The organism is Halorhabdus sp. CUG00001 (genome assembly GCF_009797925.1).
GTDB lineage: Archaea > Halobacteriota > Halobacteria > Halobacteriales > Haloarculaceae > Halorhabdus.
Genome location: NZ_VOLB01000001.1, coordinates 207,287 through 223,593, shown reverse-complemented (window position 1 = coordinate 223,593; position 16,307 = coordinate 207,287). Strand labels below are relative to the sequence as shown.

Genomic DNA, 16,307 nt, shown 5'->3' with positions numbered 1-16,307 from the left:
CGTGCTCGGTCCCGGAATGACTATCGGTCCGTCGTCTCGACTGGTGTCTCGACATCGATGGGCTCGAGAGCGCCAAGCGTCTCTTTGAGGTGCTTGCGGTGGTGCTCGGACAATCGCGTCAGCGGCGATCGAAGCACCGGCGAACCCAGACCCCGCATCGCCATCGCTTCTTTGACCGGAATCGGGTTGGTTTCGACGAACAGCGCACGGGCAAGCGGACCGAGTTCGTGGTGGAGTTGCCGAGCGCGTTCGAAATCCCCAGCCAGCGCCGCACCGACCATCGCACACGTCCGGACCGGTTCGACGTTCGCGACGACGCTGATCGCACCGGTCGCACCGATCGACAGCATCGGGACCGTCAGCGGATCGTCGCCCGACAGAATCGCAACATCCATCTCGCGGGTCCGTTCGATGATCTCAGAGATCTGCCCGAGGTCTCCCGAGGCTGCCTTGAACGCCTGAATGTTCTCGTGTTCGGCGAGTGCGACCGCGGTATCGGGCTCGATGTTTCGGCCCGTTCGAGAGGGGACGTTGTAGACGATCTGTGGGAGATCGATTGCAGCAGCGATCGTCCGGTAGTGGTCCAACAGCCCCTGTTGTTCGGGCTTGTTGTAATACGGCGAGATGAGCAAGAGGGCGTCAGCGCCAGCGTCGGCTGCTCGCCGTGACAGCGAAAGCGCTTCCTGGGTGTTGTTCGAGCCCGTTCCGGCGATCACGGGGATGTCCGCAACGGCGTCGATAACGGCCTCGATAACCTGGACGTGTTCGTCGTGGGAGAGGGTCGCACTCTCACCGGTAGAACCGACGGGGACGAGTCCATCCACGCCCGCCGCTTCGAGACGCTTTGCGTTGGCCCGGAGTTGCTCGAAGTCGATACTTTCGTCCTCGGTGAACGGTGTCGTCATCGCCGGATAGACACCCTCGAACGGCGGTGGCGCTGTCATGGACGGGTGATCGCAGTGGACATACGTGAATCTACGGGATCGACACGCGAGCGACAGCGTTCGACGAACGCGGGAAAGGGGGTTGGGCTTCGAATCGCGACCGAGGAACGACGTGTGGCTGTGATTTGGGTTGTGTTGAGTAGCTACTCCCGGGACGGAGCCGGCGAATTCGGCGGCGGAGACGGATCGACGGTCCCGCTGACGGTCTCCCAGTCAGACATCGAGGCCGAAATCGACCGTCTCGGCGTCTGCCTGGGCGCGGCGGCTGGCCGCCTCGAGGTCGAAGTCTCTGAGGATCTCACCGTCCCGGAGGAGTGGTTCGAGCAGGGATTGGCCGTCGGCCGGACCGGCCCGGCCTGCGAGCCCGACCTCGTGGCCGCCATCGGGCGTCCGGTAGACGGCCTTTTTCCCCGAGAGTTTCCCGCGTTTGGCGACGGGCTCGCCCTCGATGTCGACGATATCCAGCGCGAAGTCCTTCGGGTCGGCATTGCTGACGTAGCCGCCGACACCGAAGCCATCGGCGACGTCACGGAGGTCCCACAACGTCTCGGGGTCTAGGCCACCACTGAGGAAGATGTCGACGTCGTCGTGACCGCGGGCCTCAAGTTCCCAGCGCACTTCCTGGACGATTCGCCGGAAGTCACCCCGTCGGGAACTGGTCGTGTCCAGCCGGATGCTATCGAGGTCGTCGATAGCTTCGACGGCCCGCAGCGCTTCGTCGACTTCATCACTGTAGGTGTCACACAGTGCCACTCGTGGCACGTCTGGGCCGACTGCTTCGTCGAAGGCTTGCCAGGCGGCTTCCTGGTTGCCCGGCCCGAAACAGATCACCAGCGCGTGTGGCATCGTCCCACCGGCCTCGCGTCCGATCACGTCACCGGCGGCAACGTTCGAGATGCCATCGAGGCCACCGAGCAGGGCGCTGCGCTCGATCATCGCCCCCAACGAGGGATGGACGTGTCGAGAGCCGAAGCTCAAGACGGTCGCGTCGGGCGCAGCCAGCCGGGCACGTAAGGCGTTGGTTGCGACACCGGTCGGATGTGAGAGAAAGCCCAGCAGGGCGGTCTCTAACTGGGCAAATGCCCGATACCGCCCCTCGATGCGCATGACTGGCCCGTGATCGAACAGCTGGCCCTCGGGCAAGGCATCAACGTCGACAGGATGGCCTTCGAGCAAGTGGGCTGCATCTTTCAGTCCAGCCAGCACCGACCACTCGCCGGTCGGGAACTGGTCGGCCGAGACCTCCGCGACGACGGTGGGATCCTTGCCAGCGTGTTCGAGAGCTTCCATGGTCCGGTCGAAGTAAGCGTCCGTCCCTCGACCCGACGCGATCGCCGACGAGGGCACGATGTCGAACGGCGACTCTTCGGTCATGGTGTCGATCGCTTTGGGCCCCACAGCAAAAACTTACCCGTCCCGATCGCGCCACACAGCAAGCCCAGCTATCACACACAGACTGAACACAGCCCCGGTAGCGACGAATCCAGGACCGCTGGTGGTCGTGGGTGGCTGGGCGGCGGTCCCGTTGCTGGGAGGGGTCGTCGCCTCGGCACTCCGAGCAGCGCCGGCCCTGACTGCCGACAGCGCAGTGACGTTGGGCGCGTTGACGATCACGAGCTGGTCGCCAGTCTGATCGAGATAAAACGCGTCGCCGAACGCCTTGTCCTCGGGGATCCAGTAGGTGTCTCGGTGGCCATCGACTGGCTGGGCACCGTAGTAGGCAAGCAGGTCCGTATACCCCTGGGCAAACTCGGCGGCGTCTACCTGGCTATCCCAGGCCGTCTTCCAGACGTAGCCCGTCTCGTTGGTCGTTGCGGAATCGTTGCTCACGTAGGGGTATAGCCGGTCGTTGTCCCAGCCGTTCGTGACGTCGAGACCGTAGTTGAGTGGATCGACACTGCTGACGTCACCGCGAGCCGTGAAATTGTAGATCGCAAGCGGCCCGACGACGGGTGTCGCCGTGCCACCACTGGCGAAGACCGGCCGCATGAACATGGCACTGAGGCCAGCCTGGCCGAATCGAGCGTACTCGGGGCTGCCATTCCCGAGATCAGGGACGTGCCAGGCGGCCGCGCTGGTGTCGGTGAACGTGAGATTGTGCGGCCGTTCATCGGGGTACGTCTCGGGGTGAATCGTCTGCTCGGTCGAGACCGGGAGCTGCTCGTAGACGTCGTTGACCGCATCCCACCCGCCCGTGGCGCGGATCTCGGTGACGAAGGCGGGACCGTCGCTGTAGGGCTGGTACTGAGTCAGATAGACGCCGTAATTGATAGCTGGCTCACTGTCGCCCTCGCGATCCGTCTCGCCGTCGGCACCGTCCGTGCCGGTCCCGGACTGGAGACAGTCCCACTCGGCCACACAGCGCTGCTGGTACAGTCGATCGACGAGGTTGGCATCACCTTCGACGATCCCATCGGCGGCGTTGTGTCCCTCCTGTGTCGGCCGGTCGAACGAGAGGTCGAACCGCTGGTCCTGCAGGGCGTGAAACAGTTCCTGTGAGAGGGTGATCTCGTCCATTTTCGGGACAGACTCGTTTGCCGAGACGACGACGATCTGCTCGTTGGCGGGCGAGTAAAACCCACCCACGGTCGCCGACTGTGTCGACTGGTAACCAGCCACCGCATCCGCGTCTTCGCCGATCGAAAGCATCGCCTCCCACTTGACGTTCTGGTGGAGGCGATTGGCCGTCGACGTGTTCGGCGTGCTCGCGTTCGTTCCCCACTGGTCGCGGTATGTGTCTCGGGAAACGACGTCGACACTCACCGTCGTCTCGAACTCCAGGCGCCGAATCTGCTCGACGCGGGCCATCGACCGGGCGACGACGGCCTCGAGTTCCGAGTCGTTCAGCCCGTCCTCGGGCGTCACGTCGAGGGTCTCGTTGTACCAGTAGCCGTTCTCCCACCCGAGACGATCCGACGAGGGGTCCGACTGGGAAGCGTCTCCAAGGGCAGAGTCATTCCCCCCAGCGGGCGAGTCGATTGCCTCGCTGTCGATTCCCGGTGTGGCCGCGACCGAGGCGGCTGTCGGTGCGACGGCCGTCCCCACCACCAGAGCGGCTATCAGGGCGGCGACGAGATGACGAGAGACCATACGAACGATGGGCGCGAAGGCCTTACAAATCTCTCGGAGTCGTGAAAATAAACGACGGGCCAGGGGGTGATGTGTCTGCTCTTATCGGTGGCGAGTGGCGATCCCAACTAGCCCAACGACGGCAAGCAACACTGTGAGGACCGTGAATCCGTCACCGGACGTTGTCGTGGTCGTGGACCCGGAAGCCTCAGTCGGCGTCGGCTCACCGTCGGGAGCGGCGCCGTCCCTGACCGCAGAGAGGTCCTCGACGCTTGGCGCGTTGACGACCACCAGTTGGTCGTCAGTCTGGTTGAGGTAGAACGCGTCACCGAATTCCTGCCCGTCTGGAATGCGGTAGGTCCCTATCCGGCCGTCGACGGGCTCGGCACCGTTGAACTGGAGGAGTTCCTCGTAGGCGGTCTGGAATTCGGTGGCGTCCTCGGGCGAGTCCCAGGCCATCTTGTAGACGTAGCCCGTCTCGTTGGTCTCACTGGATTGGTCGGTGACGTACGGGACCAGTTTGTCACCGTCCCAGCCCGCCGTGACGGTGTGGTTGTAATCGTACGGATCGAACTGGTCGACCCCGCCGTCGGGAGCGTAGTTGATGTGGTTCTGTAACGGAACGATCGCAGTCATCCCCTGGGTCTGGAATGCAGGATACCACAGCGTCACGTACAATCCCGCCTCGCCAAACGAGGCGTAATCGACACTCCCGTTGGTATCTACGGGCCGCCACCGCTCGTCACTCCGGTCTGGGATAGATACGTCAGTCGGCTCGTCCTCGCCGTATTTCTCCGGGTGAATCGTCTGCTCGGTCGAGGCCGGTGGGTTCTCGTAGATCGCGTTCACCGCGTCCCATCCCCCGTCCTCGCGGATCCCCTCGACGAAGGCCGGGCCGTCGCTGTAGGGCTGCAGGAGAATCTGATAGAGGCCAAGGTGAGGCTGGAAGTCAGAGGGCGTGTCCTGTCCCGACGGTTCGAGACACGTCCCGTTCCAGGCTCCATCACAGCGTTCCTGATAGAGGTGATCGACGTAGTTGCCGTCACCTTCGATAATACCGTCTTTGGCGTTGTGTAGTTCCCGCGTCGACTGGTTGTAGGCAGAGACGTTGAATCGCTGGTCCTGCAGGGCGTGAAACAGCTCCTGGGAGAGTGTGATCTCGTTCATCTGTGGCGTCTCCGTGTTCTCGGAGACGATCTTGATTTCGCCCGTCGAGGGATCGTAGAATCCGCCGACGCCACCCGCGCGGTTGCTGGCCTGGACCGCGACGGCATCCGTCGACTCGTTGATCATGAACAGGGCCTCGTACTTGACGTTCTGGTGAAGTTCCTGGGCCTCGGTCGTATTCGTCGTCCGGTTCTCGACGCGCTGTTGATAGTCGTCACGACCGATGACCTCGACCGGCGGTGTCGTCTCGAACTCGAGGCGACGAATCTCTTCGACCCGAGCCATTCCACGGGCGACAACGGCCTCGAGTTCCGAATCGTTCAGCCCGTCCTCGGGCGTCACGTCGAGGGTCTCGTTGTACCAGTAGCCGTTCTCCCAGCCCAGCACGTCCTCGTCGGGATCGGGTGGCTGCTGGTCCACAATGGGGCTCGCATCCGTGCCAGCAGCCTGCTGGGAGTCGATACCCGTATCGTAGACAGGGCCTGGGCCAGCGGGACCGGGGCCGATCGCCCCAGCCACCGGCACGCCGACCAGTGCGACTGCGACGATGACCACGACCACTCCAGTTCGGGAAACCATACCGTCTCTGGGAGTGAGAGCCTTACAAATCTCCCGGTAGTCGCAGTCGGAAGCCGAAAATATGACCCGATCAGCGTCGACCAGCGGCGACAAATCCGAGAAGGGCAAGCAGCGCGGCCACGAATCCGAGCCCGGGGCCGCTGGTCGTCGTGGCGTCGGTGGGCTGCTCAGTGCTATCACCAGCGGTGGTCGTCGAGGGCGGCGTCGCTGTCGTCGTCCGGGTCGTGGTCGCTGTTTCGGTCGGCGTTTCTGTCTCCGTCGGCGTCGGCGCTGCACCCTCCGGGGCAGCCCCCGAACGTACGTCGGACAACGCCGGCACGCTGGGCGCGTTGACGATCACCAGGCGATCGGCCGTCTGATTGATGTAAAACGCGTCACCGTAGGTCTTCTCGTCGGGGATCCGGTAGGTGTTCTCGTGGCCAGCAACTGGCTCCGCGCCACGGTATTTGAGGATCTCGACGTAAGCGTCTTCGAAGGCTGTCGCGTCAGCCTGGCTGTCCCAGACCGTCGACCAGACGTAGCCCGTCTCGTTGGTCTCGCTTGACTCGTCGGTCACGTACGGTACCAGTTTGTCACCGTCCCAGCCGTTGGTCGCGTCGGCATCGTAATCGTAGAAGAACGGCGATTGAGCACGAAGCGACTGATTGAATGGCGCTGATCGGGGCATGACGACCGACATACCGGACTCGTAGCTCGGGAACCACAGCATCGTGTACAGCCCCGCTTGGCCGATCGTGTCCGCTGCCGACTGGCCATCGACGGTGAGCGGCTGCCAGCCGGCACTGCTCCGATCGGGCACGGCCACCGTCTGGGGCTGGTCCGAGCGGTACGTCTGGGGATGAATGACTTGCTCAGTGCTGGTAGGGAAACTATCGTAGGCGTCGTTGACAGCGTCCCAGCCCCCGCGTTCACGCAGTGTAGCGACAAACTCGGCCCCGTTGCTGTACTGGACGTAATTGAGGATGGAGAGACCCACAGCCGCATCCGAGAACCTCTGGCCGCCGCCGGTTGCCGGCGTGACACACTCCCAGTCGGCCCCACAGCGCCGTTCGTACAGATAGCCCACGTGGCTGGCGTCACCCTCGATCAGTCCTCGGCGGGCGTTGAACGCGTCCGTCGTCTGATTGGTTCCCCGGAAGGTGACGTTCAGTTCCTGGACTTGCAGCGCGTGGACGAGTTCGTGACCGAGTGTCAGCTCCGAGAACGATGCCTGTCCTTCGTCGACGACGATCGTGACGTCACCGGCCTGTAAGTCGAGTTGCGGCACGGACTGTGGGACCACGAACGCGGCCGCAAACCCACTCTGGCGTTCTCTGATTGCAGCCGTCGCGTTCCGATCTTCGCCCCGGAACCCGAGGGCCTCCAGTTGAACGTTCGCCGACAGCGGATCGACCGCGAACGATTCGGCGTACGCCGCGTAGGAGCTTCGATTGATGAAGTTGAGGTCGACTGGTTCGTCGAACTCCACGCCGCGGATCACCTCGACGCGGGCCATCGTCCGGTTTAACAACCGGGACGCCTCTTCCCTGTCGATCCCGTCGGAAGCGTCGACGTTGATGGATTCGTTGTACCACACGCCGTTCTCCCACCCAAGCCGATCCGACTCCGGATCGGGCGGGCTCGCCACAACGGCCGCTTCCCCGTCAGCCCCCACTGCCACGGATTGATCGTCGAACTGTGCCGTCGAGACACCTGCCTGTGTCGCCCCGACCGTCACTGGTTGGAGAGCCAGCATTGCAACAGCGAGGACAGCCAGGAGTTCTGTGCGCTCGGCTCGCATGATGTAAAGCTTGCTTTACCAATAGTAATAAGTATTTTCCTTACTGTCGCGTTTGCTTGCTTTCGTCGGGCGCGCATGTTTCGTGGCCCCAGCGTGCAACGACTCGTGGAAGGTTGTGAGCCAGAACCACTAATGGCCACACTCCCGAACGAGGAGACGACAATGACGTTCAGCCCGAACCGGACCGCCGTCGTCGTGGTCGACATGCAGAACGGCTTCTGTCACCCCGACGGGAACCTCTATGCACCACCGAGCGAGGATGCGATCGAACCGTGCGTCGAACTCGTCGATCGGGCGCGTGCTGTCGGCGCGTCCGTCGTCTACACGCGCGACGTACATCCACCCGAGCAGTTCGAGGACGCTCACTACTACGACGAGTTCGACCGCTGGGGTGAACACGTCCGCGAAGGCTCTTGGGACGCCGCGCTCGTCGATCCACTGGCCGACCGCGAGGCAGACCTGACCGTCGAGAAACACACCTACGACGCCTTCCACGAGACCCAACTCGACGGCTGGCTCGAAGCCCACGGGATCGACGATCTCCTGCTCTGTGGCACGCTGGCGAACGTCTGTGTCCTCCACACCGCAGGTAGTGCCGGCCTCCGGGACTATCGCCCCGTCTTGGTCGAGGACGCTATCGGATTCATCGAAGACGACCACCGGGAGTACGCACTGGATCACGCTGACTGGCTGTTCGGTGAAGTGACTGACCGGGATTCGGTCACCTTCGCCTGATGATCCGTCGCTTCCAAACAGGTGACGGGCCAGGTGTCAGGCGCGTGTATCACCGCGGACTCGCGGATGCAGGCACCGATCCGGCCGATGTTCCGGGTAACGCGGATCTCAACTGGGTCGAGGAGACGTATCTGCGATCCGACGGGGCGTTCCTGATCGCGGAACGGGACGGAAAGATCGTGGCCTGTGGCGGCCTCCTCGTCGACGGAGCGGCCGCCGAACTCATGCGGATCGCCGTCGATCCGGCCCAGCAAAACGAGGGGCTGGGGACTGCAATCGTCGACCGCCTCGAAGACATCGCCACCGACCGAGGGTGTGACCGGATTACCCTCACGACAGCGGGGAGACAGATTGCCGCGACCGAATTCTATCCGGATCGTGGCTACGAGCGAGTCGCGACGCGAGAAACGAACGGCTACGAATTACTCGACTTCGAAAAGGCGCTGTAACCGCTCAGTCGTCCCGTTGGACGGTCCCATCCGGACCGATCCGACTCACTCGCTGGCTGCCGTCGAACGTCTGTGCCACCAGCGACACCTCGACAGTCTCGCCCGGACCCAGCGACCGCATCGAGCCGTTTTCCCGCTGGGCGTCCGGATACGAGTGGGCGGGGTGGGCCGTCGTCGGTTCCAGCCCAGCCGTATAGTTGCGCCCCCAGAACGGTGCGGCCGCGAGACCACCGTAAGGCTGCCAGTACCACAGTGACTCGAAGTGCTCGGCCGGCCACCGCAAGCCAAAGCCAAGGTCCAACGCCGGATTCGTCACCGCGTACCAGCCTTCGTCCAGCTCGTGCAGGTACGCCATGTCGTTGATCTCGGCGTCGGTCGGCGGGAATTGCGAGAGATCGACCGACTCACCGTCGGCGCCGGGCGCCACTGGCCACTCGAAAGACGCCTCACTCTCTAGCCGGTGGTTCTCGGTTCCGGGATCGTACGCTTCGACGTAGCCGCGCTCGGCGGAGACGTCCAGGCGGGCTTGGGGGCCGATCAACGGTCGCCCCAGCGTGAGGTGCTGTTGGTGGGCGTACTCGACCGTGACGTCGCCCTCGTTGGTGATCGACTCCTCGATCTCGAGGGCGGCCTCGCCGGCCCGCAAGGTGAGTTCCCGCCGCACGGTAAACGGATAGCGCCGAAGCGAGGTCGTGAGTTCGAGTGTCACCGCGTCCTCGTCGTCCCGGACGATCTCGGCGTCCCACTCCAGGAGTGCCGTTTCGCCGTGGTGGTCGTAGCGCCCGCCGGGGAATTCGAAGGGACCGCCCGCTCCAGGAATGTTGAGTTGCCAGCCGCCAGGGTAGTATTCATCCCAGGTACCTTCGATCGAAGGCAGGGCGTTTGGCGGGGCCGACCACTCGTGATCGGCGTGCCAGAGGACGTCGATGTCGGTCCGCTTGTCCCGGAATTCGACGATATCACCGCCCTTGCCCTGCAGGACCATCACCCGGAGGTGGCGATTTTCGAGGATCGAGGCGTCGATCCCCTGATACTGGTAGGCCGTCGAGATTCGCGGTCGCTTGTTCCACTCGTCCATGGCGAAAGCCGACGACGGGTATTGTCTAAGAGTTTATGATGATCGGCGGCCGGGGAACAATCCAGTAGCTTGTCGCGTCTGTCCTCGAAGATCGAACCCATCGAGAGGGAGGCGCGCCACCGGACTCCGGGACACTTAGGGTCGCGGGGTGCTCAGTCGGGGCATGCGCATCCGGAACGCGACGCTGCCCGACGGACGACAGCGGGACGTCCACATCGAGGGCGAGCGGATCGCGGCCGTCGCCGAAGATCTCTCCGATCACGAAGGCCGGACGATCGATGCATCGGGGAAACGCCTCCTCCCGGGAATGATCGACACCCACGTCCACTTCCGGGAGCCGGGCGACAGCCACAAAGAGACCTGGACCAGCGGGTCCCGAAGTGCCGCCGCCGGTGGTGTCACCACGGTCGTCGACCAACCGAACACGACACCGCCGACGATCGACGGCGACGCCTTCGACGAGAAAGCGTCGATTGCCGAGTCCTCGCTGGTCGATTTCGGCCTCAACGGCGGGGTGTTGCCGTCGTGGGACCCCGAATCGCTCCTCGAGCGGCCGGTGTTCGCGCTCGGCGAAGTGTTCCTCGCGGATTCGACCGGCGATATGGGGATCGACGAACGCCTGTTCCGTCAAGCACTGGCCAAAGCCCAGCGTCAGAACGTGCCCGTCACCGTCCACGCCGAGGATGCCAGCCGGTTCAACCGGGGGGCCCAGGAACGGACCGACGCCGACGCGTGGTCGGCCTACCGGGCGGCCCGCGCGGAGATCGCAGCCGTCGAGCGCGTCTGTGAACTGGCCGAGGAGTTCGACGTCGATTGCCACATTGCCCACGCCTCGACGCCGGAAGCGATCGACGCCGCCGGGCAAGCTGGCGTCAGTTGCGAAGTAACCCCGCACCATCTCTTTCTCTCCCGATCGAATCTCACCGATCTGGATACCTTCGGGCGGATGAATCCCCCGTTGCGCCGCCAGAAGCGCCGTGAACGCGTCTACGATCGCGTCCGCAACGGGCAAGTCGACATCATCGCCACCGACCACGCCCCACACACGCGCGAGGAGAAAGACACGGGTATCTGGGACGCCCCCAGCGGGGTCCCAGGCGTGGAAACAGCACTCCCACTCTTGCTCGAAGAGGCCCGCCGTGACCACCTCACGTACGAACGAATCCGGGACCTCACAGCCGCAAACCCGGCCGCCCTCTTCGAGCTGGCAAACAAGGGCCGGATCGCGCCCGGATTCGACGCCGATCTCGTCCTCGTCGATCCTGAAGACACACGGGAGATTCAGGGCGAGGCGCTCCACACCAACTGTGACTGGACGCCCTTCGAGGGCTGGCAAGCCGTCTTCCCCGAGTGGACGATGGTTCGGGGTTCGATCGTCTACGAGCGGACGGAAGACGGCGAGCAATTCCACGACAACCAGGGCCGGAACGTCAGGCTGGCCCGACCCACGGCGGACAGCCAGGCAACCCCCACGGAGGAGGCTGAGCCATCGGCCAGTGACCAAGCCCCCGATCCTGTCGAAGAAGACGAGTCGGTCGCCGGTGAAGACGGCGAGCCTGCAGACGAGCCAGTCGAAGCCGACGGTGGCGGCGAATCGACGACCGAGCCGGGCGACAACGCGGGCGAGGACGCCGACAGAGCAGTAACTGCTGAGAAGTCAGACAACTGAGAGACTCCCAGCGTCCGAGTGCTGCAGGCCGGTCAGCTGTGAGGGTGTACAATCGGCGAGTGCGGCAGTACTGGGCACACAAGGAGTGCTGATTGCGGTGAGGTCAGTGTTGTTTGGTGCAATCGTCGTGCGAGATATGGAGGGTGCATGCAACGAGCGCCGAACTCACGAACAGTGAAACGATCGCTTGGACAGACAACGAGAAGGCGTTCGACGGGACTCACAACACCCGTACCCTGTAGCCTTCAGCGGCAGTTTCGTCGGTGACTCGGCCGGCCTCAAGCGCGGCGTCGAGGACTTCGGTAACGAACTCTGGAGGGACTTCGACGCCGATAAAATCGGCCCCGTCGCGTCCCGTTGTCAGTCGCGCCATCGTTCGGTTCGTCCCGTCGTCGTTGTAGATGCTCCCGACGCGTACGCCGTCTCTGATAAACCGTAGCGTCACGTCAGTCGGCTCGATCGAGTCGAAGTTCACCTCGAACACCCGGTCCTCGCCGTCAATTCGAGCGAGCAACCGTCCGTTATGTTCGGTCACAGTCGTCTCCATACCGCTCGTAGGTGTCCGAAGTACATAAGACCTCACGCAGAGTGACAGGTCCGTCTGTGCGGAGTGAGCACTCTGTGTGTAATCTGTGATCGGGCAGGACCGCTTGCTGTGGATGCTGGTAGCTGTGGATCGAGTTACGTCCCGTAGTCACCCACTGGTCGTGGCACAGACACGCCCTGCATCGCAGAAAGGTATCGGCAAACTCCAGACTGTTGAGGAGCTCATCGATGCTCGATACCCACGCACCGTTTTGAAATCGGTCGGCCGACAGGAAACATGCCTCGTGAACGGTTCCAAGACGCCCTCGTAGCTCGATCGAAACCGCACACAGCAACTGGCGTCGGCGGAGCACGCTTTGCGTTCGAGAACCACCAGTTAGCGTCTATCCCTGAGCGGTCTGGACTGCAGATCACTCCTCGCCGTCGACCTGAAAGGAGTGTCCACAGTCGGGACATTCGACCTCGTCGTGGCGAAGCGCCGCACTGTGTTCCCGGACTTCCCGCATCACATCAGAGATTTGATCTTCGGCTTCGAGTTCCTCGTCGACGCTCAACTCGACGCCCTCGACCTCCAGCAGGAACTTCGCGACCTCCGTGGCCTCGTACATCACCTCGTCGAGTTCGTCGGCGGTGAAAAAGTCACTCATCGCCCCATAGAGGAAGGTCGCGCCGGCCATACGGACCTTCTCCTCGAAGGAGGCCCGGGCCTGGTTGACGGCCTGTGGCGTGTAGGTATCAGTCATGAACGGCACCAGTTCGGGCAGGTTCTCGCCGATCTTGGTCATCTCGACGCCAGTTTCGGTCCGGAAATCAGCACACAGGCGAGCGATCGCCCACTCCCGGGCAGTGATGTAGGTTCGTTCACGGAGGAAGTCGTTTGCGCGTTCGTAGGTCCCGCCGTCGATCTTCTGAAAGCGCTCGTAGGAACGGACATCCGCCGGCGGGTCCTGCTCGGTCGCTGTCTCGCTTGCCCGGTCTGCATCCCCGGCCGTCCTATCGGCGTTTACGGACGCCGTTTCGGTGTCCTCGTGACCCCCCGTAGCGGAGACTGGCTCGCCCGATGGCTCGGTGTCAGCCGGTTCGGGCTGGGCGCGATCCGCCGACCCATCACCGGACGGGACTGGTTCTCTGGCGGGCTCGTCGGCTTGCTTGTCGTCCATGCCAGGGGGTGTGGGCCGGGCTCGAAAAAACATGTCGGCGCCCGCACCGGGTCACGGAACGGAGAATTTTTATCTCCAACAGTAATGGGAGGCATATGAAGATTCTGCTGGGAGTCGGCGGGAGCGATCACTCCCGGCGGGCGCTCGAGGAAACCGCAGACCGCGTCCGGGAAACCGGCGACGAGCTGACCGTAGCCATCTTTCGGTCCGAAGCAGTCGAAGCACCGCTGACAGACATCGAAGCGGACGTCGACGAAGTGCTCGAAACCCACGACGTGACCGCAGAGGTAACGCGTGTCTCAGGTCACCCTGGTGGCGAACTGGTTACACTGGCCGATCAAGAGGGATACGATCGGTTAGTCATCGGCGGTGGGACCCGGAGCCCGCTCGGGAAGATTCAGCTGGGCAGCGTCGCCGAATTCGTCGTACTCAACGCAGAAACCCCGGTGACACTCATCCGATGAGCGGCGACCGTTCTTACCCCACAGACGTGTCAGGGCCGTTCCCGACGCCACCCCACGCGTTCACCGACGAAGACGGTCGGGACATCGTCGTCCGAGTCGCCGACGACCGCGAGGCACTCGTCTCGATGTACGAGGCCTTCGATCCCGAAGATCGCGCACAGGGGATCCCGCCAGTCGGTGAGGGATCGATCCGGCGATGGCTCGAGCGCGTCTTCGAAGACGAGTGTCTGAACGTTATCGCCTGGCACGATGGAGATGCCGTCGGGCATTCGATGCTCGTCCCGGACGACGAGGACGCCTACGAACTGGCGATCTTCGTGCTTGGCTCCCACCAGTCGGCCGGGATCGGCACGGAATTGCTCCAAACGCTGCTGGGCCACGGCAAACAGGACGGAATCGAGTGCGTCTGGCTGACGGTCGAGCGCTGGAACGATCCCGCGATCGGCCTCTATAAGAAGGTTGGCTTCGAGATCCGCAACACCGAGAGTTTCGAGCTAGAGATGGCGATTCGCATCGCCGACTCGTAGGGCGCTGTTTTGAACACCGCTTTCTACCGCCCGTCAGACCGAAAGAACTGGCTGGCTGGCATACGAGAGAACGTAGCCAGCGACGCGACCGAGCATCGCTCCCGGCTCGTCCATCGCCGACTCCCGTGGCACGACGATGAAATCGGCTCCGAGTTCCTCGGCTGCGTCTAACACGACACTGACCGGATGGCGACTCAGCGAGGTCGAAGAATAGCCGGCAGCCGCGGACTGTGAGAGCGTGACGTCGTAGCCATCCGCACGCGCGATCTCCCGGACGGCACCCATAAATGCCCGGTGTTCGTCGGCAACACTGTCAGCAGCGATCGTCCCGGAGTCGATCCCACGCGCGATCTGATCGTCGATAACGTGAAGCACGTGGACGTCAGCCCCGTACTGATCAGCTACCGCCAAGGCGTGTGCTGCGGCCCGCTCGGACGTATCCGTCCCATCGACGGGGACGAAGACCGTCTCGATGTCGACACTCATTGTGACTACTGTGTCAGGAACCATCAAAAAACCCACCGAGCGCTGTCACGGCCAGTCGGCAACGGTGCCACGCCAGCTTTATCCCGGCAGGGAGATACCTCATCTGCATGTACGATACGGTCGTGCTCGCGACCGACGGTTCGGCGAGCACTGAACGAGCGGTACGGGTCGGACTCGACCTCGTCAAGCGGTTCGACGGCACTGTCCACGGGCTGTACGTCCTCAATGCGAGCGACATCGCGGCCACGCCCGAGGCAGTCCGTCAAGACCTTCGTGACGCACTTCGAGATCAAGGTCAGGACGCACTCGCGAAGATCGCCGAGCAGGCAGACAGTGACGTGATCACGTCGATCCGAGAGGGGAAACCGGCAACGGAGATCTGTGCGTACGCCGAGTCGGTCGAGGCCGACGTGATCGTGACAGGGACACGCGGCCGGCACGGCGAACACGCGTTCTTGCTTGGCAGCGTCGCCGAGGCCGTCGTCCGCCAGTCCCCCATCCCGGTGTTGACCGTCCGACAGTTGGAAGCCGACGAACACGCCCAGCGACGCCCACAAGGGGTGGCCTGACCATGGACGACTGGCTCATCGACGACGAGCGACTGTCGATCGAACGGAAATCAGTGCTCCCTGGAGAGGGGTTTTTCTACCCGGAGACGCTCGAAGAGACCGAACGCGAACGCGAAGCCGCCGATCGACTCACCGACGCCGAGACGGTCGTCATCGCCGACACCGACGCCGACGGCCTTGCCTGTGTCGCCCTGTTGGAAACTCAGTTCGGCGAGGCGTCACTGCTCCCGGCCAGCCCCCACGACCTCGGCCGGGCAATCGAGTGGGCCGCCGAATACGTCGATCCGGGGACGCATGTGTTCGTCTGTGATCTCTGTCCGGACGCTCCCGAAGACCTCGACGCCCTGGGGGCACTGGTCGATCAGGCTGGCGCTGTCCGATGGTTCGACCACCACCAGTGGGAACCCGATTTGGCGGAGGCCGTCGAGACTGCCGGCGTCGAGTTGACGGTCGGCGACTCCGAGGCAGTCTGTACGGCTGACGTTGCCCTAGGAGAACTCGACGGTGACTTCGAAGAGCGCTTCGTCGAGCTAGCCGCAGTGACACGCGACCACGACCTCTGGATCCGGGAGGATCCACGAAGTGACGATCTCGCGGATCTCGCCCACTGGGTCGAGCCCGACGAATACGTCGACATCATCCGCGAGCATGGGGCCGACCTTCCGCCCGAGGCCGAAGAACTGCTCGCCGAGCGACGCATCGAAAAAGACGCCCTCATCGAGAAGGCCGTCGAACGCGCCCAACTGCGCGAGATCGGTCCCTGGACCGTGGGAGTGACCTACGGCCGCTGTTCGCAAAACGAGGTTGCCCAAGCCCTGCGCGAACAGGGTGCCGACGCCGCTGTGATCGTCAAGCCGGCTGGTTCTGCGAGTATTCGAGGGACCGAGACCTTCGAGCGCGCCCACGAGGTCGCCGCTCAGGTCAACGGGGGCGGCCACCCGAAAGCCGCCGGCTGCAAACCGGACGTCTACGACGACATGCTCGATTACGCCCACCACTGGACGACCAGGGGCGCGGTCGCCAAGCAAGCGATCGTCGATGCGTTCCGGCGGCTAGAAAGAGAGGAATAGACGTAACTGCCGGGC

At 63.5% G+C, this 16,307-nt stretch carries 16 protein-coding genes; 7 read left to right on the top strand and 9 right to left on the bottom strand.

All coding sequences use genetic code 11. The features are described from left to right. Positions 1 to 20: 20 nt before the first annotated feature. The 5 genes from dapA to FR699_RS01145 form a co-directional block, all read right to left on the bottom strand. Positions 21 to 944: a 4-hydroxy-tetrahydrodipicolinate synthase gene (gene dapA / locus FR699_RS01165; protein WP_158853490.1), complete on the bottom strand. Its 924-nt coding sequence runs from the start codon at positions 942 to 944 to the stop codon at positions 21 to 23. 213 nt (positions 945 to 1,157) lie between these two features. Further along, entirely contained in the window at positions 1,158 to 2,318 is a 1,161-nt protein-coding gene (locus FR699_RS01160; protein ID WP_154552179.1) for a nicotinate phosphoribosyltransferase, read from the bottom strand. A gap of 33 nt (positions 2,319 to 2,351) precedes the next feature. Beyond that, positions 2,352 to 4,034: an Hvo_1808 family surface protein gene (locus FR699_RS01155; protein ID WP_158853488.1), complete on the bottom strand. Its 1,683-nt coding sequence runs from the start codon at positions 4,032 to 4,034 to the stop codon at positions 2,352 to 2,354. 81 nt (positions 4,035 to 4,115) lie between these two features. Next, complete coding sequence (locus tag FR699_RS01150; RefSeq protein WP_158853486.1) at positions 4,116 to 5,759, bottom strand: Hvo_1808 family surface protein; 1,644 nt, start codon at positions 5,757 to 5,759, stop codon at positions 4,116 to 4,118. A gap of 70 nt (positions 5,760 to 5,829) precedes the next feature. Further along, a complete protein-coding gene (locus FR699_RS01145) occupies positions 5,830 to 7,539 on the bottom strand; it encodes an Hvo_1808 family surface protein (protein WP_154552182.1) in 1,710 nt (569 codons plus the stop codon). Between the two features lie 162 nt (positions 7,540 to 7,701). Here FR699_RS01145 and FR699_RS01140 point away from each other — a divergent pair, with 162 nt between their 5' ends. Continuing rightward, positions 7,702 to 8,274: a cysteine hydrolase family protein gene (locus FR699_RS01140; protein ID WP_158853484.1), complete on the top strand. Its 573-nt coding sequence runs from the start codon at positions 7,702 to 7,704 to the stop codon at positions 8,272 to 8,274. Next, positions 8,274 to 8,723, top strand: a complete 450-nt coding sequence (locus FR699_RS01135) for a GNAT family N-acetyltransferase (protein WP_158853482.1) — start codon at positions 8,274 to 8,276, stop codon at positions 8,721 to 8,723. The genes FR699_RS01140 and FR699_RS01135 overlap by 1 nt, the downstream gene beginning before the upstream one ends. 4 nt (positions 8,724 to 8,727) lie before the next feature. Here the strand turns inward: FR699_RS01135 and FR699_RS01130 are convergent, their stop codons facing one another. After that, positions 8,728 to 9,801, bottom strand: a complete 1,074-nt coding sequence (locus FR699_RS01130) for an aldose 1-epimerase (protein WP_154552185.1) — start codon at positions 9,799 to 9,801, stop codon at positions 8,728 to 8,730. 163 nt (positions 9,802 to 9,964) lie between these two features. Between FR699_RS01130 and FR699_RS01125 the strand changes: the two genes are divergently transcribed. Next, positions 9,965 to 11,470, top strand: coding sequence for a dihydroorotase (locus FR699_RS01125; RefSeq protein WP_154552186.1), 1,506 nt, complete (start codon positions 9,965 to 9,967; stop codon positions 11,468 to 11,470). A 220-nt stretch (positions 11,471 to 11,690) separates the two neighbouring features. Here FR699_RS01125 and FR699_RS01120 read toward each other — a convergent pair whose 3' ends face one another. Together FR699_RS01120 and FR699_RS01115 are read right to left on the bottom strand one after the other, a co-directional pair. Then, a complete protein-coding gene (locus FR699_RS01120; protein WP_154552187.1) occupies positions 11,691 to 12,017 on the bottom strand; it encodes a hypothetical protein in 327 nt (108 codons plus the stop codon). 409 nt (positions 12,018 to 12,426) lie between these two features. Next, positions 12,427 to 13,176: a DUF5806 family protein gene (locus tag FR699_RS01115; protein ID WP_154552188.1), complete on the bottom strand. Its 750-nt coding sequence runs from the start codon at positions 13,174 to 13,176 to the stop codon at positions 12,427 to 12,429. A 95-nt stretch (positions 13,177 to 13,271) separates the two neighbouring features. Here FR699_RS01115 and FR699_RS01110 point away from each other — a divergent pair, with 95 nt between their 5' ends. Together FR699_RS01110 and FR699_RS01105 are read left to right on the top strand one after the other, a co-directional pair. Next, positions 13,272 to 13,640 (top strand): universal stress protein, encoded by a 369-nt coding sequence (locus FR699_RS01110; RefSeq protein WP_154552189.1) that lies wholly within the window; start codon positions 13,272 to 13,274, stop codon positions 13,638 to 13,640. Then, positions 13,637 to 14,167: a GNAT family N-acetyltransferase gene (locus FR699_RS01105; RefSeq protein WP_154552190.1), complete on the top strand. Its 531-nt coding sequence runs from the start codon at positions 13,637 to 13,639 to the stop codon at positions 14,165 to 14,167. Before FR699_RS01110 ends, FR699_RS01105 begins: the two co-directional genes overlap by 4 nt. Before the next feature lie 33 nt (positions 14,168 to 14,200). Here the strand turns inward: FR699_RS01105 and FR699_RS01100 are convergent, their stop codons facing one another. Further along, entirely contained in the window at positions 14,201 to 14,653 is a 453-nt protein-coding gene (locus FR699_RS01100) for a universal stress protein (RefSeq protein ID WP_154552191.1), read from the bottom strand. A 107-nt stretch (positions 14,654 to 14,760) separates the two neighbouring features. Here FR699_RS01100 and FR699_RS01095 point away from each other — a divergent pair, with 107 nt between their 5' ends. Both FR699_RS01095 and FR699_RS01090 read left to right on the top strand, forming a co-directional pair. Further along, positions 14,761 to 15,222 (top strand): universal stress protein, encoded by a 462-nt coding sequence (locus tag FR699_RS01095; RefSeq protein WP_158853480.1) that lies wholly within the window; start codon positions 14,761 to 14,763, stop codon positions 15,220 to 15,222. Between the two features lie 2 nt (positions 15,223 to 15,224). Beyond that, positions 15,225 to 16,292, top strand: coding sequence for a DHH family phosphoesterase (locus tag FR699_RS01090; RefSeq protein WP_158853478.1), 1,068 nt, complete (start codon positions 15,225 to 15,227; stop codon positions 16,290 to 16,292). The last annotated feature ends 15 nt before the right edge of the window (positions 16,293 to 16,307 follow it).